The following is a 20,023-nucleotide window of genomic DNA, read 5'->3' as shown; positions in this document are numbered from 1 at the left end:
TGAAATCCGTAGGATTGAAATTTTCTCTTAGATACCCAAATGTGAAACTCAGTGAATTTCGAGAGCGTTAGCTTGAAGAAAACACTAGAGTTATCACAGTATGGTAATACATAAATAAGAAAAAGAAAATGAAATCCGTAGGATTGAAATTTTCTCTTAGATACCCAAATGTGAAACTCAGTGAGTTTCGAGAGCGTTAGCTTGAGGAATTAAAAATTTTAATTATAGAAAAACAAAAATATTTTTACATTGAATCTGGAGGAAAGATGAGAAAAGAAATTAAAGGAGCTCTTCTGGTATGTTTAGCAGCTAGTATGTGGGGCTTTGATGGAGTAGTTTTAACACCGAGATTGTTTCATTTAAATGTACCCTTCGTGGTATTTATACTACATTTTATCCCCTTCGTTGGAATGAGCTTAATTTTTGGCAAGGATGAAATAAAAAATATTAAATATATAAATAAAACTGATATTTTTTATTTTTTCTGTATCGCATTATTTGGTGGGAGTTTAGGGACTTTAGCTATAGTTAAGGCATTATTTTTAGTTAATTTTAAGCATTTGACAGTGGTAACACTGCTGCAAAAACTGCAACCTATATTTGCAATAATTTTAGCTAGAATAATTTTGGGTGAGAAATTAAAAAGAGATTATCTTTTATGGGGAGCAATAGCTTTAATAGGTGGATATTTTTTAACCTTTCAATTCAATTTACCTGAAATAAATGTGGGAGCAAATCTTCCGCTAGCAGCGTTTTACTCAATTCTAGCAGCATTTTCATTCGGTAGTGCCACAGTATTTGGGAAGAGGACATTAAAAAATGCCTCATTTAGGACAGCACTTTATCTAAGATATTTGATGACATCTGCAATTATGTTTGTAATAACACTTATAAATGGAAGTTTAGCAAACTTTAAGACAGTAAGTCCAAATGAATGGTTAATTATTTTTATAATTGCTGCAACAACAGGAAGTGGCGCTATAATGCTTTACTATATAGGTTTAAAAAATATAAAGGCTAAAGTTTCAACAATTTGTGAACTTTCCTTTCCAATTTCAAGTGTACTATTTGATTATTTAATCAATGGAAATTTATTAAGTCCAATACAAGTTGTGAGTGCTGGTGTAATGATATTTTCAATATATAGAATAACAAAGTTGAGTTAAAAACTAGAGCTAATATATAAGAATTTAAGAAAATAGTTTTTTGTAGGAGGTAAAGATGAGAGTATTAGAAGGAAAATTGTCAGGAAAAGGAATAAAGGTGGCTATAGTTGCAGCAAGGTTTAATGAGTTCATAACATCAAAACTAATTGGTGGTGCTGAGGATATTTTAAAAAGGCATGAAGTGGAAGAAAAAGATATTTCACTTGTTTGGGTACCTGGAGCTTTTGAAATACCGCTTGCAGCGAAAAAATTAGCTGAATCAAAAAAATATGATGCAATAATAACTTTAGGAGCAGTTATCAAAGGTTCTACTCCACATTTTGACTATGTTTGTGCTGAGGTTTCAAAAGGAGTGGCACATGTGGCATTGGATTCTGAAATTCCTGTAATTTTTGGAGTGCTTACAACAAATTCTATAGAAGAAGCTATTGAAAGAGCTGGAACAAAGGCAGGAAATAAGGGAGCAGATGCTGCAATGACTGCAATTGAAATGGTAAACCTATTAAAAGGAATTTAAATTAATATTTATGTGCTCTCAATTAGGAGAATTTTATGAATGATAGAGAATATATGGAAAGGGCTATAAAATTAGCAAGATTAGGTGAAGGTAAAGTAAATCCTAATCCTTTGGTGGGAGCTGTAGTAGTAACAAATGGAAAAATTGTTGGAGAAGGTTGGCACCAAAAATATGGAGCTGCACATGCAGAAGTCAATGCATTAGAGATGGCAAAAGAAAAAGCTAGAGGTGGAACTCTCTATGTTACTTTAGAGCCTTGTTCTCATTATGGAAAGACACCACCCTGTGTAAAAAAAATTGTGGACAGTGGAATAAAAAAATGTTTTGTATCAGTATTAGACCCTAATCCTTTGGTATCAGGAAATGGAATAAAGTATTTAAAAGAAGCTGGTATAGAAATAGAGGTTGGACTCTTAGCTGATATGGCTTATGAAATGAACAGAGTATTTTTCAAATATATAACAAAAAAAATTCCTTATTTATTTTTGAAATGTGGAATAACATTAGATGGAAAAATTGCAACAAGATCAGGAAATTCAAAATGGATAACTAATGATATAGCGAGAGAGAGAGTTCAAAGACTGAGAACTAAATATATGGGAATAATGGTAGGTATAAATACAGTGCTAAAAGATAACCCCAGTTTAGATTCAAGATGTGATAATTCAAGAAATCCCTTTAGAATAGTAGTAGACCCTAATTTTGATATAGATAAGTCTGCTAAGTTGTTAAATTTTAATGATGATAAAGTTATACTTATTGTATCTGAAAAAAATAAAGAAACTAAAATGGAAAAAATTAGAGAATTTGAGGCTAAGTCTATAAAATTTATATGCTTAGCAGGTGAAGAATTTAAAATAGAGGATATTTTAAGGGAACTTGGAAAAATGAACATAGACTCTGTTTTATTAGAAGGAGGAAGCACCTTAATTTCAAATGCTTTAAAGGAAAATGTAATAGATGGTGGAGAAATATTTGTAGCTCCAAAAATTCTTGGTGACAAGGAAGCTCTATCTTTTGTAAATGGTTTTGAATTTGAAAATATAAGTGATATTATAGAGTTACCTAATCCTAGATTTAATATTTATGGTGATAATATTTCTGTTGAATTTTCTAGATAGGAAGTGAGATATGTTTACAGGGTTAGTAGAAGAAATTGGAGAAGTGATTTCTATAAGTCAAACAGATAAATCTCTTAAAATAAAAATTAAGGCAAAAAAAGTTTTAAAAGATGTGAAGTTAGGAGATAGCATTGCAACAAATGGTGTTTGCTTAACGGTTATTGACTTCTCAAATAATTATTTTGTAGCAGATTGTATGTTTGAAACAATGAAGAGATCAAATTTAAAGAACTTAAAATCAGGAGATAGGGTAAATTTAGAAAAATCTATAACTCTATCGACACCTTTGGGAGGACATCTTGTAACTGGAGATGTAGACAGTGAAGGTGAAATTATTTCTATAACTAAGGAAGGAATAGCTAAAATATATGAAATAAAAATAGAGAAAAAATATATGAAATACATAGTTGAAAAGGGAAGAGTAACTGTTGATGGAGCAAGCTTGACAGTTATGCTTTTAAAAGATGAAAGTTTCGGTGTCTCTTTGATTCCACATAGTCAGGACGCTATAACCTTGGGTTCAAAAAAAGTTGGAGATAAGCTTAACATTGAAACAGATTTAATAGGGAAATACATAGAAAGATTTTATTTTTTTGCCACTCAAAATAAAGAAGAAAAAGAAAGTAAGTTAACAAAAGAATTTTTACTTAAGCATGGTTTTTAGGAGGAAATATGATTTATACAATAGAGGCTGCATTGGATGATATAAGAAAAGGAATACCTGTAATTGTTGTTGACGATGAGAAACGAGAAAATGAGGGAGATCTTTTTTTAGCAGCAGAAAAGGCGAATTACAAAGGCATTGATTTTATGGCAAAATATGGAAGAGGACTTATTTGTGTGCCACTTACAGAGAGTTATGCTAAGAGATTATTTTTAGAACAGATGACAGCTAATAACACAGATGCTAAATGTACAGCTTTTACAGTAAGTGTAGATTATAAATATGGAACAACTACGGGAATTTCAATAGCCGATAGACTTCTAACAATCCAAAAATTAGCAGATAAAAATACAAAGGCTGATGAGTTTACAAGACCAGGTCATATATTTCCATTGACTGCTAAAAACGGAGGAGTTATAGAAAGAGCTGGGCACACAGAAGCTGCAGTTGATCTATGTAAAATAGCTGGACTTGCTCCAGTAGGAGTTATTTGTGAGATTTTAAATGAAGATGGAACAATGTCAAGGGTGCCAGATTTAGAAAAATTTGCAAAAGAACACAATTTAAAAATTATAACTATAGAAGATTTAATAAAATATAGAAAAAAGACAGAACAACTTATGAAAATAGAAGTTGAAACAAATATGCCAACTGATAGTGGGACATTTAGAATGGTAGGTTTTGAAAATAATATAGATGGCAAGGAGCATATAGCTCTAGTCAAAGGAGATGTAAAAGATAAAGAGGCAGTGCCTGTAAGAATACATTCAGAATGTTTTACAGGAGATATTCTAGGCTCATTGAGATGTGATTGTGGTTCACAATTAAAAACTGCTATGAGAAGAATAGAAAAACAAGGGCTAGGTATAGTTTTATATTTAAGACAAGAAGGGAGAGGTATAGGTCTTTTAAATAAAATGAGGGCGTATAATTTACAAGAGCAAGGTATGGATACCTTAGATGCTAATTTACATCTTGGTTTTGGTGGTGATATGAGAGATTATGCAGTTGCAGCTCAAATGCTTAAAGCATTGGGAGTTAAATCTGTTAAACTTATAACTAATAATCCGTTGAAGATAGAAGGCTTAAGAGAATACGGAGTAGAAGTCATAGAAAGAGAAGAAATAGAAATAGAGCATAACAAGGTAAACAGACTTTATTTAAAAACTAAAAAAGATAGAATGGGGCACTTATTAAAACTTAAATAAAAAAATTAAATCGTAACATCTGTTACGATTTTTTTATATAGATATATAGTATAATAAATTGAAAATAAATTTTTGATAATTTTTTATTATAGAAGGAGATAATTATGTATTTAAGTAAATCAATGAGTATAAAAAATATAGTGGAAAAATATCCAGAAACAATTCAAGTTTTTAAAAATATTGGATTTAAAGGTTTAGAAAATCCAGCTGTACTTAATAAATTAGCAGATATATCATTAGAGAAAGCTATGATGATAAAAAGAGAAGATGTAGATGTCTTTATGGCTATGTTAAAGGAAGCAATAGATGGAGTACAAAAAGAAGAGAGTACAGATAAGAAAGCATCTCTTATGGGACTTTTACCCTGTCCAGTAAGAATCCCTCTTCTTGAAGGCTTTGAAAAATACTTATCAGAAAATAAAGATATAAAATTAAAATATGAATTAAAGGCTGCATATTCAGGTTTAGGCTGGATAAAAGATGAAGTCATAGATAAAAATGATATAGATAAATTAGCGGATATGTTTATTTCAGCTGGCTTTGACCTATTTTTTGATAAAGATTTGATGGGAAAATTTAAAACTCAAGGAATATTTAAAGATTTAACAGGAATTAAAAAATATAATGAAGATTTTGAAAACGAAAATATCTCTCTTAAGGATCCGAGAGGAGATTACTCTATGATAGGAGTAGTTCCAGCAATTTTTATAGTAAATAAGGCTTTATTGGGAAAGAGAGATAAACCTGAATCTTGGGCAGATATTTTAAAGCCCGAATTTGCAAGATCAATTTCATTGCCTATAGCAGATTTTGACTTATTTAATTCAATTTTAATTCATATTTATAAATTATATGGTAAAGAAGGAGTTAAAAATTTAGGAAGATCATTGCTTTCAAATCTGCATCCAGCACAAATGATAGAAGCTAAAGAGCCTGTTGTTACAATAATGCCATATTTCTTCTCAAAAATGGTACCAGAAAAAGGACCTAAGGAAGTTATTTGGCCTAAGGAAGGGGCTATTGTATCTCCAATATTTATGTTAACTAAGGCTGATAAAGCTAAAGAATTGGATAAGGTTATAAAATATATGAGTGGGGAAGCAGTTGGAAATGTTTTGGCCAATCAAGGTTTATTTCCAAGTGTACACCCTAAAGTAAAAAATCCTATTAATGGTAGACCTATGCTATGGATAGGTTGGGATTTTATATATGCTAATGATATGGGGAAATTGATCAAAGAATGTGAAAATATATTTAATGAAGGAGCAAGAGAATAATGAAACTTATAACAATATCAGGGCCGCCTTCATCTGGGAAAACATCACTTATTATAAAGACAATAGAAAGTTTTAAACAAAAGGGATTAAAAGTTGGAATAGTAAAATTTGACTGTCTATACACAGATGATGATGAATTATATGAAAAAGTAGGAGTACCTGTAAAGAAAGGACTATCGGGTTCAGTATGTCCTGACCATTTTTTTGCAAGCAACATAGAAGAGGTAGTGCAATGGGGAAGAAAAAAAGAGTTGGATTTATTAATAACGGAAAGTGCAGGATTATGTAACAGGTGTTCACCTTATTTAAAAGACATAAAAGCAGTATGTGTAATAGATAATTTAAGTGGAATAAATACTCCGAGAAAGATAGGTCCTATGCTAAAGCTTGCTGATGTTGTTGTAATAACAAAAGGCGATATAGTTTCTCAGGCAGAAAGAGAAGTTTTTGCTTCAAGGGTACAGACAGTTAATCCTAAGGCAGCGATAATACATATAAATGGTTTAACTGGTCAGGGAACCTATGAATTTGCAAGTTTAATAATGGATGAAAACGAAGAGATAGATACAGTTATGGAAAGAAAATTGAGATTTCCTCTTCCTTCAGCAGTCTGCTCTTATTGCCTAGGAGAAACTAGAATAGGAAATACTTATCAATTAGGTAATATTAGAAAAATTAATTTTGAAGAATGATCAGGTGAAAGAAATGAATAATGAGGAATTAAATATGGATTTTGATGAAATGGATTTAGATCTTTTAGATATTTTGGGAATAACTGAGGAAAAAATTGAAAGTATAACTTTAATTGCGGGTTACAATAAAAAAGGCGAAAAAGAATCTTACAAAGAGCTGACAATAAAAGTTGGAGAAATAGTTGCCATTGTTGGACCCACAGGTTCTGGGAAAAGCAGATTGCTTGCAGATATAGAATGGGGAGCACAGGGAGATACACCGACAAAGAGAACAGTGCTAGTGAATGGAGAACTAATGGATACAAAGAAAAGGTTTTCTCCAAGCTATAAATTAGTGGCACAACTTTCACAAAATATGAATTTTGTAATGGACTTAACAGTGAGAGAATTTATAAACTTACATGCTGAAAGTAGGCTTGTCTTAGATAGAGAAACTGTTATTGAAAAAATATTTAATAAGGCAAATGAATTGGCAGGAGAAAAATTTACAATAGATAGCCCTATAACCAGCTTAAGTGGTGGGCAATCAAGAGCACTTATGATAGCAGATACAGCTATACTTTCAACTTCACCTATTGTTCTGATAGATGAAATAGAAAATGCAGGTATAGATAGGAAGAAAGCTTTGGATTTATTAGTTGGAAATAATAAGATAGTTTTAATGGCAACTCATGATCCTATTCTTGCACTTATGGGAGATAGGAGAATAGTTATAAAAAATGGAGGTATAGACAAAGTTATTGAATCCACTCCAGAAGAAAAAAATATTTTAGGTTCTTTGACTGATTTAGATGATGTGCTCCAAGCTATGAGAAATAAATTGAGATATGGAGAAAAATTAGAGCTTGATTTTGAAATAAAAAAAATAACTTAAAGAATGTTTTAATCTTCAGATAATCTCATTAAAGATTCTATGAAAAATTATTAGTAGTTATTTAAGTAACAATATATATGCAATAGAAAATCCTCTGTCACAGGAGGGTTTTTATATTAATAATTATTTAGACGGGGTATCTAAAAATGAAACAGAGATTTTTAAAAGAGAAATTATGTAGAAAAAAATTAAAATAAGTTAAATAAATATAATTTAATAAAAACTTTGTTTAGGAAATTAAAATTTATATACAAAAACATAATATTATGGTAGAATTTTTCTTAATATAGGTTTAAATAAATAATTAATTTTAGGAGGCAGTATGAAGAAAAATTTAAAAAAAATAGTTTTATTTTTATTTCTTGTAATTTCAGTATTTAGTTTTTCTGAAATAAGATTTAAAGATGATGTGGGAAGAGAAATAGTTTTAAAAAAACCTTTGACAAAAGTTGTTGTTGCAAGCAGATATAATAATGAACTTATAAGAGCAATAGGGAGTATAAAAAATGTTATTTCAGTGGATACAAATACAGCACAGGATAGAATTTATTGGAGCGAATTTGATCCTAATAATGTAATAGGAAAGGGACAAAATGCTCTTAATTATGAAAAAATAATAGAGTTAGCTCCTGAAGCTTTAATAACACCTAGAAATAGTTCTTATGAAAAAGATATAGAACAATTATCTAAGGCTGGAATAGAAGTTATAGTTGTAACTGGTTGGGACAATGCAAATATGCCAGCACAGATAGAAAGACTGGGAAAAATGTTTGCCAATGAAGCTGGAGCAAAAAAATTGATAGATTTTTATAACAAAAATTTAGATGAGATAACAAAAAAAGTTGCAAAAATAAAAAATAAAAAGACAATTTATTGGGAATATGGCAATCCATTTACAACAGCTATTCCTGGAACTTCAAATGACGGTTGGGTTAGTATGATGAGAACCGCAGGTGGTATAAGCATATTTGACGACCCAAATATAAAAGGCAAAACTATAGACCCAGAGCAAATTTTAATAAATGATCCTGATTTAATAATAAAAACTACTTCTGGTTCAGCTTTAAAAAACACTGGAATATATACAGCACCTTCTGAAGAAGAATATGATGAAATTTCAAAAGAAATGGTATCAAGAAGTGGTTGGCAAGATTTAAAGGCTGTAAAGAATAAAAATTTCTACATAACAACAGGTTTTTGTGCAGGAGGTTTAGGAAAACTTATAGGTGTAGCTTATACAGCTAAATGGTTATATCCAGAAGAAATGAAAGATATAGACCCAGATAAAATATTTGCAGAATGGATGGCTATGCAAAACATAGAAACACCTAAAGGCCATGTTTATAAATTGAAATAAGGAAGAATAATGGAAAAGCTTTCTAAAATTTATAAGTATGAAGCACAAAAAAAAATAAAAATATTGATAATTTTTATAATTTTAATTCTGGTTTCATATGTATCTACCTTCAGTGGTATAGCAGATATAAGTTTGAAAAGAGTCTTTGTAACCTACTTTAAATTTAATATTTCGCAGGTGGAAGCACTCTCTAAAAGAGAGATGATAATATTTACGGATCTAAGGTTTGCAAGAGTTTTTCTAGGAATAATAGCTGGATTTTCATTGGCTGTATGTGGAACGATAATGCAGTCCATAACACAAAATAAAATGTCCAGCCCATTTACAACAGGAATCTCAAGTGCAGCTTCTATGGGAGCTGCACTTGCAATTTTATTTTTTTTGGAAAAATTTAAGTATTCAGAATATATAATAGTTTTGTTTGCTTTTATTTTTGGTCTTTTATGCTCACTTCTAGTTTATGGTTTATCAATGATAAAGGGTATGACTAAGGGAACTTTGATTCTTATAGGAATAGCTTTTAATTATCTTTTTTCTTCAGGAAATGCAGCACTTCAATTTGTCGCGAATGATGAGGTACTATCTTCCATTGTAAACTGGACTTTTGGTAATTTTTCAGGTCTATCTTGGACTAAAATTTTCATAATGACTATGATACTTTTGCTTCTATTCCCTTATTTTTTTATAAATAGACATTCTTATAATTTACTGGCGATGGGAGAAGAATCTGCTATATCATTAGGTGTAAATGTAAAAAGGTTGCGAATAGTATCTGGAATAATAATTACACTTTTAACAGCATCTGTTGTAAGTTTTGTCGGAGTTATTGCTTTTGTAGGTATAATAGCACCACATATAGCAAGAATGCTTATGGGAGATGACCACAGATACAGCATAATTTTAAGTGGACTTATAGGTTCTGTGCTTTTAGTTGTGGCTGACTATATAGGGAGAACAATAATTTCTCCTATAATAGTTCCTATAGGTATAGTTGTTTCTTTTGTAGGCATACCTATATTTATATATTTAATAATGAGTTCTAAGAGAGTGTAATTATGAAATTAGGAATAAAAAATTTAAGTTTTTCATATAGGGATAAAAAAGTTCTTAAAAATATTTCATTTGAAATTGAGAATGGAGAAATTCTTGGAATTTTAGGTCCAAATGGTGCAGGAAAAAGCACTCTTATAAAATGTATAAATGGAATTTTAAGAGCAAAGGACGGAAGTGTTTTTTTAGAAAATAAAAATTTGTTGAAGATGTCTTTAAAAGAAAAATCACAAATAATAGCTTATGTGCCTCAACTTTTATCTGTTCCTGAAATTTATTTAACTGTTTATGAAACTGTGCTTTTAGGAAGGGCACCTTATAAAAGAGGGAATTTTTCTGAACAAGATAGAATTTTGGCATTAAAAAATATAGAAAAATTTGGTTTAGAAAGATATATGTTTAGCTATGTGGAAGAGTTAAGTGGTGGGGAAAAGCAAAGAGTTTTACTTGCTAGGGCATTGACACAAGAACCTAAAATATTAATTTTAGATGAATCCACAAGTAATTTAGACTTAAAATATCAGTTGGAAACTATGGAGATAGTAAAGGATATAGTGAGGGAACGAAAACTTTTTGTATTAAATATTATTCATGATTTAAATTTAGCAATTTCTTACAGTGATAAAATTTTGCTCTTAAAAGAAGGAGAATTGAAATATATAGGGAAAACAAAAAGTATAGTTACAAAGGAAATTATAGAGGAAATTTTTGATGTAAAAATTGATATCATAGATTATAAAAATAAAAATTATATTATACCTTTGCATTAAATATGCTTGAATATAAAAAGAGGCTTTTATTCTTCAGTAGTTTAGTATTTATGCTCAAATAAGCTAAATCATAATTTTTAAAAGCCTCTTTTGTTTTTATATTTTATAGATGATAGCACCATTTCTGCCTGAAGATTCTTTATCCCTTCTATAAGAATGAAAGCATTGATCTTCAAAGGTACATAGTCCATTCATAAAAATTTTATCTTCAGGGATCCCCAGATTTTTCAATATTAAAAAATTGAATAACTGATTATCAAAGAAAAATTTATTCTCTTTTTTTATAAAAGCAGCTTCAATTATATAAGCAGGGAACTTATTCTTAAATTTTAAATAAAAATCTTCTTGAACCTCATAATTTTTGCAAGAAATACCCACTCCAAAAACAATATTGATCTTACTCAAATCAACATTGGGAATTTTCTCTATAGCTTTTAAAACAATAGTTTTATATGAGCCTTCCCAACCTGAATGAACGGCACCAAAAAAATCAGTTTTTTCATCATAAATAAATATGGGCAAGCAGTCAGCATACTTAACAAGTAAGGCAGCTTTTTTATTTGAACTTAAGAAACCATCTGTATTTTCAAAGTAAGTTTTAGTTAAATCATCTATGACTTTGATATTGTCACTGTGAGTTTGATAGCCAGAAAATAATATTTTATTTTCTATGTTAAAATCTTTTAGTATTTCACTAGTTACTTTTTGCTTTATACAGCCATAATTTTTTTTTGTTCCCAATATCTTTATACCAAATTTTTCTAAGACTTTAATTTCAATATGATTCTTAAAGTTTAAAATATCTTTTTCTGATAACATCATAGTTTATTTAATTCCTCTCTAAATTCCAAAGTTTTTTTCAACTTCTTACTCAATCTATCAAACATTTCAAAATTTAATGATTGAGGACCATCTGATAGAGCACAGTCTGGATTTTCATGAAATTCTACCATAGCTCCATTTGCTCCAGCAATTACACCTGCCAATGTGATTGACTCAACTATGCTTCTTTTACCAGTACCGTGGCTGGCATCAACTATGATTGGTAAATGAGATTCCTGTCTTATAAGTGCTATGGCATTTATATCTAAAGTATTTCTAGTTGCAGTTTCAAAAGTTCTAATTCCTCTTTCACAGAGAATTACATTTTTATTTCCATGTGCTATTATATATTCTGCTGACATTAAAAATTCATTTATAGTTGCACTTAAGCCTCTTTTTAAAAGAACAGGTTTATCAATATTGCCTAATTTTTTTAGTAAACTGAAGTTCTGCATATTTCTTGCTCCAATTTGAATAATATCTGTGTACTTAACAACTAGGTTTAAATTTTCTGTGTCCATAGCTTCGGTAACGACAAGCATATTATTTTCATCTGCAATTTCTCTTAAGTATTTTAAAGCTTCTTCACCTAAGCCTTGAAAATCATAAGGAGATGTTCGAGGCTTATAAGCTCCTCCTCTTAAGGCAAGAGCTCCATTTTCTCTAGCTTTTTTTGCAATTTTTGCAAGCATTTCTCTATTTTCAACTGAACAAGGTCCTGCCATATACAAAAAATTTTTAGCTCCTATTTTATGCCCCTTAATTTCTATTTCACTATCTTCAGTTTTAAATTCTCTACTAACAAATTTGTATGCTTTATTAATTTTATGAATTCTCAAAATTTTATTAAAGTTTTTAAGTAAACTCATATCAAAATTTTCTGGTATGTAGATAAGAGCAATCTTATCTATATTTTTATCCTTTATACAAAAATATTTAATTTTATATTTATCTAAAAAATTTAAAATTTCTGTTAACTCCACAAATGAAGTACCAATTTTAAGCTCAATATACATATTTTCTCACTTTCTATTCTAATTTTAACTTTGCAGTTACATAGGTAACTCCAGGATTTATATCTAACCTGTAGTCTAATTTTTCTTTATTTTTTGAAAGAAAATCTCTAATTTTTATAGCAAGAACAGGATTGTGTTCTAACTTATATGCTCCATAACCATGAATAATTAGAATTTCTCTTTTATCTTTTTTCTTTAAAGCTTCATTATATTTTTTCTTGAAAACTTGTATTGCAACTTTAAAATCTAAATTATGTAAATCTATTTCATTGTACATAGTTCTCAATCCCCTTAAAAATTTTTCCTAAATATTATACCATAAAATGAAATGGATAGAAAATTTTTTGAGAAAATTAATAAAGAAATAAAGAAGAGCTATTGTATTTAAAATGTTGTGCTTCTCTCATAATTTTTAACATAAAATCAGAGGGCGATACAAAATTTAATTTACAACAGCTCATTTATAGTTATCTAAGCTTTCTTTATATATTTTTTATAAAATTCATCTACATAGATTGCGATAGCATTATCTCCTGATACATTAATAGCAGTTCCAAAACTATCTTGAGTTATATACAGAGCTATTAAAAGAGAACCTAAAGCTCCATCAGCATCTATACCTATCATAAATAAGAATGGAAGAGCAGCCATAACTGCACCACCAGGAGCTCCTGGTGCAGCGACCATAGCAATTCCTAGCATAGCAATAAAAGGAATTACAGTAGCTAAAGAAAATGGAAGTCCATTTAAAATTAAAATTCCCATTATACAGCTAGTAAGAGTAATCATACTTCCTGATAAGTGGATAGTTGCACAAAGAGGTATAACAAAATTCACAATTTCAGGAGAAGTCCCATTTTTTAGACCAGATTGAATATTAACGGGAATAGTAGCTGCTGATGATTGTGTTCCAACTGCTGTAAAATATGCAGGTAGTTGATTTTTAATAAGAGTAAATGGATTTTTCTTTGAAATAGTTCCAGCTATAGAGAACATAATAAACATATAGATGTAATGAATAACAAAAATGCAAAGATATATTTTTATAAAAACCCCAATAACAGTAAAAACAACTCCTGAATAAGTTAACTCTGCAAAAATTCCTAGTATATGAAAAGGTAGTAGAGGAATTACGAAACTAGCTAAAACTCTAGTTATAATGTTTTCAAAATCATTGAAGATTGAAAATGTAATCTCAGCTTTTCCCTGTGCTCTCATATAACTGATTGTAATACCCATCATAAATGCAAAAACTATAGCAACTGTAACATCAAATGGTGCTTTTAATGGAATACTAAAATAAGGGCTGACATCCTTTCCAGTAAAATTTATTGAGGAAGAAATTCCAGCAATAAGCCTAGGATATAAATTAGCGGCCACTGTATAGGAAAAAGTTCCAGCAATAAGTGTGGATACATATGCAATAACGGCAGTTAAACCTAAAAGTTTTCCAGCTCCTTCTGTAAGTTTTGCAATTCCAGAAACTACGAAGCCAACAATCATAAGTGGTATAAAAAATGATAGAAAACTTCCAAAAAATGTACTGAAAGTTTTAAATATTCTTACAAAAGCTAAAGGTGTAAAATTTCCAATTAATATACCAGCAATAATTGCAAGAATAAGTTTAGGTACAAGTCCAAGTTTAAATTTTTCCATAAATCCTCCTCCTAAAGTAATAAAAAATAATAGAAAATAATTTTTCATAAATTATAACATAAAAGAAAAAGAAACTCAAATATAGGTGTTAGATAAAAGTTCAATTTTTGATAGTTTTAAATCATTTAGAATTTTTTTAATTCTTAAGGAGATTATAAAATGAATTTCAAGTCTTTATTTTTGAAAAAATTATAGAGTTATAATTTTTTGCTCACTTATAGATTAATAATTGACAGTTAAGAATAAACAATATTTTTTTGAAAGAAAATGATTGAAATTGATTGAATATGATTGTATAATTTTTTAAAGATTAAATTAATAATTAGGAAAGTGATTTTTATGATATTTCAAGAGAGAATTTCTAAAATAATGTCTTTAATTGAAAAAAAAGGCACAGTTTCTAATGCTGATTTGATAAAAATATTAAAAAGCAGTGAAGCAACAATTAGAAGAGATTTAGATTATTTAGAAAAAGAGAATAAATTGAAAAGAGTACGTGGAGGAGCAATTTCATTTAGAATGGTTGAGGAAGAGATGCCTATAGATATGAAAGAGGAGCTTGAACTTCCAGCAAAAAAAGAGATAGCAAGGCTAGCCTCAAGATTTATAGAAGATGGAGATAGCATTTATTTAGATGCTGGAACCACAACCAATGAACTTATAGAATATATAAAGGATAAGAAAATAAGAGTTGTCACAAATGGACTTATGCATATAGAAAAATTATTAAGATATAGCATAGAAACTTGCTTACTTGGAGGAAGGATAAAAAGAAAGACGAAGGCAATAATAGGAACTAGAGCTGTAGAAGATTTGGAGGATTTTTCTTTTGACAAGGCATTTATAGGTGTAAATGGAATAAATGAATTTGATGGTTATACAACTCATGATTTAGAAGAGGCACTTTTAAAGAGAAAAGCTATGAAAAAAGCTAAAAAAGCTTATGTTTTAGCAGATAGCACAAAGTTTGATATAGCATATTTTTCAAATATAGCAAAATTAAATGAGGCAACAATAATTACAAATCAAAAAAATATAAGTGAAAAAATTTTAAGATTAACAGAAGTAATAAATAACTAGGAGGTGGGCTGTGATTTATTCTGTTACATTAAATCCATCTATAGATTTAGTAGCTAGAGTTAAAAATTTTCAAGAAGGAGAAACAAATAGAGCTTTTGCTGATGAAATCTATGCTGGTGGAAAAGGAATAATGGTTTCAAAGTTGTTTAAAAACATAGGAACAACTTGTAAGAATTTAGGTTTTTTAGGAGGTTTTACTGGGAAATTTATAGAAGATAACTTAGATACATTAAAAATAGAGCATGATTTTGTAAAAATAAAGGAAAATACTAGAATAAATATCAAATTAAAGTCAGAAAAAGAAACGGAAATAAATTGCAAGGGACCAGATATTTCAGAAGAAGAAATTAAATTATTTTTAAAAAAAATAGAGTTAATAAATAGCAATGATTTTGTTATATTATCTGGTTCTGTTCCCTTGTCTTTGGGGAATGATTTTTATATAAAGATAATAGATATACTAAAAAGAAATAATGTGAACTTCGTGCTTGATAGTAGTGGTGAAGCGTTTGCAAAATCATTGGAATATAGCCCATTTCTTATAAAACCTAATAGAGATGAGATTTCAGAATATGCTAAAAAAGAAATGGAAGATAAGCAGGAAATCATAGAATTTGTTAGAAAAAATTTGCTTGATAAGGCAAAACATACTATTGTTTCGATGGGAGCAGGAGGAGCTCTCTATATAGAGAAAGATTATGCACTTTTCGCAAAAGCACTTAAGGGAAAGTTAATAAATAGTGTTGGAGCAGGAGATTCAGTTGTAGCAGGTTTTGTAGATAGTATGTTAAAAGTAAAGGATGTTGAAGAAGCATTCAAATTTGCAGTAGCTTGTGGAACAGCAACAGCATTTTCAGAAGATATAGGTGAATTGAAACTTATAGAGGAAATAAAAAATAAAATAATTGTAGAAAGGATGGCTTAGTGTTATGAGAATTAAAGATTTATTAAAAAAAGAACTTATGATTATGGATTTAAAGTCTACGGAAAAGTTAGATGCAATAGATGAAATGGTAAAAAAAATGAAAGAAGTCGGAGTTATTAGTGATGAAAAGATTTTTAAAGACTTTATTTTGAAAAGAGAAGAGAAAGGGACAACTGGGCTTGGAGAAGGAATTGCTATGCCTCATGCAAAAGTTGCAGTTGTTAAGGAGCCAGCAGTTTTATTTGCAAAGAGTAAAGAAGGCGTTGACTATGATGCTTTAGATGGAGAAGCAGTTAATATTTTCTTTATGATAGCTGCTGAGGAAGCTGCACACGATTCTCATATAGAAACTTTAGCTAAACTTTCAAAAATGCTTATAAATGATGATTTTGTAAAAGGTCTAAAGACTTGTGAAACTCCAGAAGAAGTACATGAGCTAGTGGATAAATTTTCTGTTGAAGAAGAAGCTTTAGAAATAAAAAAAGAAACAAAAATCCCAAAAGAAGATATTTATATAGTTGCAGCAACGGCCTGTCCAACAGGAATCGCTCATACATATATGGCAGCAGAAGCTTTAAAAAAAGCAGCGGCAGAAATGGGAGTTAAAATAAAAGTTGAAACAAATGGAGCGGATGGAACTAAAGATGCCTTGACTGATGAAGATATAAAAAATGCAACAGGAGTTATACTGGCTATAAACAGAAATATTGAAACAGACAGATTTGATGGAAAACCATTAATTCAGGTAGAAGCTAAAGATGGAATTAATAATGCAAAAAAATTAATTCAAGATGTTCTGGATGGAAATGCAAAACCATTTATTGCAACTACTAAAAAGACAGATAATGTATCTAATGAAGCAGAAAAAAAGGGGTTATATAAACATTTGCTAAGTGGAGTTTCTTATATGTTGCCTCTTGTAATAAGTGGAGGAATTTTAATAGCATTGGCATTCTTAGCAGATACATTAGCGGGAGTCAGTGCAGATGAAGTTCAAGGAGCTTATGGTTCTACTTCAAGTTTGGCAAAATTATTGATGACTATAGGTGGAGCTGCTTTTGGTCTATTCGTACCTATTTTAGGTGGATATATAGCTTACAGTATAGGAGAAAGAGCTGCTCTAACTGCAGGACTTGTAGCTGGAGCCTTAGCTTCAGCAGGAGGCTCAGGATTTTTAGGAGCAATGCTTGGAGGATTTTTAGCAGGAGCTGTTGTAAAAATTTTAATAAAAATTCTTTCTGGAATGCCAAAATCATTGAATGGCTTAAAAATGATTTTACTTTATCCTGTTTTATCAGTATTGATTACAGGCGTAGTAATGGTAATGTTTTTAAATCCAGTTGTATCTGTGGTAAATAATTCGTTAAATAATTGGTTACAGTCTATGACTGGTTCAAGTGCTCTACTATTAGGAGCAATACTTGGTGGCATGATGGCAATTGATATGGGTGGTCCTATAAACAAAGCTGCATATGTATTTGGAACAGGAACATTGGCATCAACTATGGGAACAGGAGGAAGTACAGCTATGGCAGCAGTTATGGCAGGTGGAATGGTTCCTCCATTGGTAATAGCTATATCAACTACTTTATTTAAAAGAAAATTTACACCTCAAGAAAGAGAAGCAGGCTTGTCAAATTATGTTATGGGATTTTCATTTATAACAGAGGGAGCAATACCTTATGCAGCAGCAGATCCAACAAAAGTTATACCTGCCTGTGTAATAGGCTCAGCAATAGCAGGAGCTTTAACAATGATGTTTGGAATAAAAATACCAGCACCTCATGGAGGAATATTGGTGATGTTTTTAAGCAATAATTTCTTTATGTATTTATTATCAATAATAGTTGGAGCGACTGTGGCAGCAGTAATTTTAGGATTAATGAAAAAAGAAATAAAAGAATAAAGTAAAAAAGACTGGCAATTTTTTAAATTTGCCAGCCTTTTTTATTCTATCTATTATTAATCTATTTGAGAATTTTGATTTGTATTTTTTGAAATTTAGTTTGAGCAGCTGCCTGTGCTTCTCTTTCTAAAGAACTGTTTTTTATAAAATCTCTACTTTTAAATTTTATAAAAATTTATCTATCGGCTAAAACTAAAATATCGTTTTCAAGAATCACAGTATTTCCATGTGGAATCATAGCTTTTTCACCTCGTTTTATCATCACAACAAATAATTTTTTTCCTAATTCATAAATAGCTTTTTCTTTTAAGTCAGAGTCCTTGTCTATTATTTTTTCATAGAGATGAATTCGACTATGCTTTTCTTGAAAAGTGGAACCACATAAAACTATCTTATCTCCATTTTCTATGGTAGTGCTACCACTGGGAATTATATTTGTATTATTTCTTACTATGAGAACAAGTAAAACTCCTGGCATAAGTTCGATATTTTTTATAGCTTTCCCTATCCATTTATGAGTTTTATCTATTTCAAAACTAATAAAGTTAACATCTTCCTCATCTGAGTAATCATTAAATGTTTTTAAAACATTGCCCTCCTCATCTATCATATTTAATTTTTTAGACACGTAGGGAAGAAGGGAACCCTGTATAGCTATTGAGAGTAAAACCACTACGAAGCTTATGTTAAAAACTATATCTCCTACTTCCCTATGTGCAACTATTACAAGTATTGAAAAAACAACAGAGGCTGCACCTCTTAATCCTGCCCATGAAGTTAAAAGCATTTGTCCTTTACTTGCCTTAAAAAATGACATTAAACTAAATATAACAAGAGGTCTTATTAAAAAAGTTAAGGCAAGCATTAAAATTGTAGAAGGGATTATATATTTAAATGCTATTGTAGGACTCACAAGTAGACCTAATAAAAAGAAGATTAACATTTGCATAATACTTGTCACACCATTAAAAAATGATACTATTTCGCTTTTTCCTTTAAAACTAGTGTTGCCAACCAAGATGCCCAATAAATAAATTGCAATATAACCATTACCTCCTAAATATTCCGTAAAAGTGTAAGTTAAAAGAGTAGCACCCATTAAAAATGCCATAGTAAAACCAATGTCTAAATTTCTTATTCTTTTTAAAAGAAACATAGTTAACTTAGCCACAGTATATCCGATAAGTAAAGCAAAGATAACTTGTTTAAAAAGCAAAATTGGAAAGTTAATACCAATTCTTGTCATAGATAAAAAAGATACAGTTAATACATAAGCAAAGGGGTCATTAGAACCACTTTCAATTTCAAGCAAGGAAGCAGTATTTTCTTTCAAGCCTAATTTATGGGTTCTTAAGATTGCGAAAACTGAAGCGGCATCAGTGGAACTAAGTACTGAACCTATTAAAAGAGAGGTTTGCCAGCTCAATTTTAAAATATAATAAGAGAATACTGCAGTTAAAATTGCAGTAAAGAAAACACCTAAAGTTGAAAGACTAAGAGCTCTTTTTAATACAGGACGAGCCATGGAAAGTTTAGTACCAAAGCCCCCAAAAAATATTATAAAAATAAGAGCAAGTGTACAAATATCTCTAGAAAGTTCAAAATTATTAAAATATATTTTAAATATCCCATTTTCTCCAAAAATCATTCCTAAACTTATAAAAATTAAGAGCATTGGAATGCCAAATCTACTTAAAAATTTATATACAAACACACATAGAATTAGAACTATGGCGAAAAAAAGTAAAAGATTGTTCATTTATATTTTTTCCTTTCAAAATTTTTATATTTTTATAATTATAGCTTATAAAATAAAAAAAATAAATATTAAATAATTTGCAAGCATAGAATTAATAAAATAATAGACAAATTTAAATTTTAAAAAGTTGACAATTAATAACAAAAAGTTTATAATAATTAAG

19 protein-coding genes are annotated in these 20,023 nt (G+C 29.7%); 14 read left to right on the top strand and 5 right to left on the bottom strand.

All coding sequences use genetic code 11. The features are described from left to right. Positions 1-266: 266 nt before the first annotated feature. The 11 genes from Q4A58_RS01340 to Q4A58_RS01290 all read left to right on the top strand — a co-directional run bounded on the left by Q4A58_RS01340 (position 267) and on the right by Q4A58_RS01290 (position 10,696). A complete protein-coding gene (locus Q4A58_RS01340) occupies positions 267-1,166 on the top strand; it encodes a DMT family transporter (RefSeq protein ID WP_303115885.1) in 900 nt (299 codons plus the stop codon). Between the two features lie 55 nt (positions 1,167-1,221). Then, positions 1,222-1,683, top strand: a complete 462-nt coding sequence (gene ribE / locus Q4A58_RS01335; protein WP_303115880.1) for a 6,7-dimethyl-8-ribityllumazine synthase — start codon at positions 1,222-1,224, stop codon at positions 1,681-1,683. Between the two features lie 35 nt (positions 1,684-1,718). Then, the gene (gene ribD, locus Q4A58_RS01330) at positions 1,719-2,804 is read left to right on the top strand and encodes a bifunctional diaminohydroxyphosphoribosylaminopyrimidine deaminase/5-amino-6-(5-phosphoribosylamino)uracil reductase RibD (RefSeq protein ID WP_303115878.1); all 1,086 of its coding nucleotides are present in this window, start codon (positions 1,719-1,721) and stop codon (positions 2,802-2,804) included. Positions 2,805-2,814: 10 nt separating this feature from the next. Then, entirely contained in the window at positions 2,815-3,468 is a 654-nt protein-coding gene (locus Q4A58_RS01325) for a riboflavin synthase (protein ID WP_303115876.1), read from the top strand. Between the two features lie 8 nt (positions 3,469-3,476). After that, complete coding sequence (locus Q4A58_RS01320) at positions 3,477-4,676, top strand: bifunctional 3,4-dihydroxy-2-butanone-4-phosphate synthase/GTP cyclohydrolase II (protein ID WP_303115875.1); 1,200 nt, start codon at positions 3,477-3,479, stop codon at positions 4,674-4,676. A 104-nt stretch (positions 4,677-4,780) separates the two neighbouring features. Beyond that, positions 4,781-5,953, top strand: coding sequence for an ABC transporter substrate-binding protein (locus Q4A58_RS01315; protein WP_303115873.1), 1,173 nt, complete (start codon positions 4,781-4,783; stop codon positions 5,951-5,953). Next, a complete protein-coding gene (locus Q4A58_RS01310; RefSeq protein WP_303115871.1) occupies positions 5,953-6,645 on the top strand; it encodes a GTP-binding protein in 693 nt (230 codons plus the stop codon). The genes Q4A58_RS01315 and Q4A58_RS01310 overlap by 1 nt, the downstream gene beginning before the upstream one ends. A gap of 13 nt (positions 6,646-6,658) precedes the next feature. After that, complete coding sequence (locus Q4A58_RS01305; protein ID WP_303115870.1) at positions 6,659-7,519, top strand: ATP-binding cassette domain-containing protein; 861 nt, start codon at positions 6,659-6,661, stop codon at positions 7,517-7,519. 322 nt (positions 7,520-7,841) lie between these two features. Next, positions 7,842-8,876, top strand: a complete 1,035-nt coding sequence (locus Q4A58_RS01300; RefSeq protein WP_303115868.1) for an ABC transporter substrate-binding protein — start codon at positions 7,842-7,844, stop codon at positions 8,874-8,876. Positions 8,877-8,885: 9 nt separating this feature from the next. Continuing rightward, the gene (locus tag Q4A58_RS01295) at positions 8,886-9,929 is read left to right on the top strand and encodes an iron ABC transporter permease (RefSeq protein WP_303115866.1); all 1,044 of its coding nucleotides are present in this window, start codon (positions 8,886-8,888) and stop codon (positions 9,927-9,929) included. A 2-nt stretch (positions 9,930-9,931) separates the two neighbouring features. Continuing rightward, complete coding sequence (locus tag Q4A58_RS01290) at positions 9,932-10,696, top strand: ABC transporter ATP-binding protein (RefSeq protein WP_303115865.1); 765 nt, start codon at positions 9,932-9,934, stop codon at positions 10,694-10,696. A 96-nt stretch (positions 10,697-10,792) separates the two neighbouring features. On the opposite strand, the gene pgeF is transcribed toward Q4A58_RS01290, so the two are convergent. From pgeF to Q4A58_RS01270, 4 genes are all read right to left on the bottom strand, one after another. Next, on the bottom strand, positions 10,793-11,518 hold the full coding sequence (gene pgeF, locus Q4A58_RS01285; protein WP_303115863.1) for a peptidoglycan editing factor PgeF: 726 nt from the start codon (positions 11,516-11,518) through the stop codon (positions 10,793-10,795). Further along, positions 11,515-12,534 carry a 3-deoxy-7-phosphoheptulonate synthase gene (aroF, locus tag Q4A58_RS01280; protein ID WP_303115861.1) on the bottom strand — a complete coding sequence of 340 codons (1,020 nt, stop codon included), beginning with the start codon at positions 12,532-12,534 and terminating at the stop codon, positions 11,515-11,517. The genes pgeF and aroF overlap by 4 nt, the downstream gene beginning before the upstream one ends. A gap of 13 nt (positions 12,535-12,547) precedes the next feature. Further along, positions 12,548-12,811: a Smr/MutS family protein gene (locus Q4A58_RS01275; protein WP_303115860.1), complete on the bottom strand. Its 264-nt coding sequence runs from the start codon at positions 12,809-12,811 to the stop codon at positions 12,548-12,550. Positions 12,812-13,005: 194 nt separating this feature from the next. Beyond that, on the bottom strand, positions 13,006-14,190 hold the full coding sequence (locus Q4A58_RS01270) for a dicarboxylate/amino acid:cation symporter (protein WP_303115858.1): 1,185 nt from the start codon (positions 14,188-14,190) through the stop codon (positions 13,006-13,008). A gap of 339 nt (positions 14,191-14,529) precedes the next feature. Between Q4A58_RS01270 and Q4A58_RS01265 the strand changes: the two genes are divergently transcribed. The 3 genes from Q4A58_RS01265 to Q4A58_RS01255 are packed head-to-tail and all read left to right on the top strand — an operon-like array spanning position 14,530 to position 18,101. Beyond that, positions 14,530-15,270: a DeoR/GlpR family DNA-binding transcription regulator gene (locus Q4A58_RS01265; RefSeq protein ID WP_303115857.1), complete on the top strand. Its 741-nt coding sequence runs from the start codon at positions 14,530-14,532 to the stop codon at positions 15,268-15,270. A gap of 10 nt (positions 15,271-15,280) precedes the next feature. Continuing rightward, complete coding sequence (gene pfkB / locus Q4A58_RS01260; RefSeq protein ID WP_303115856.1) at positions 15,281-16,195, top strand: 1-phosphofructokinase; 915 nt, start codon at positions 15,281-15,283, stop codon at positions 16,193-16,195. 4 nt (positions 16,196-16,199) lie between these two features. Next, positions 16,200-18,101 carry a fructose-specific PTS transporter subunit EIIC gene (locus Q4A58_RS01255; protein WP_303115853.1) on the top strand — a complete coding sequence of 634 codons (1,902 nt, stop codon included), beginning with the start codon at positions 16,200-16,202 and terminating at the stop codon, positions 18,099-18,101. A gap of 175 nt (positions 18,102-18,276) precedes the next feature. Here the strand turns inward: Q4A58_RS01255 and Q4A58_RS01250 are convergent, their stop codons facing one another. Further along, entirely contained in the window at positions 18,277-19,860 is a 1,584-nt protein-coding gene (locus tag Q4A58_RS01250) for a potassium/proton antiporter (protein ID WP_303115850.1), read from the bottom strand. Between the last annotated feature and the right edge of the window lie 163 nt (positions 19,861-20,023).

The sequence above is a fragment of the Fusobacterium sp. genome (assembly GCF_030528405.1).
Classification (GTDB): domain Bacteria; phylum Fusobacteriota; class Fusobacteriia; order Fusobacteriales; family Fusobacteriaceae; genus Fusobacterium.
This window is presented reverse-complemented; position numbering and strand designations above follow the sequence as displayed.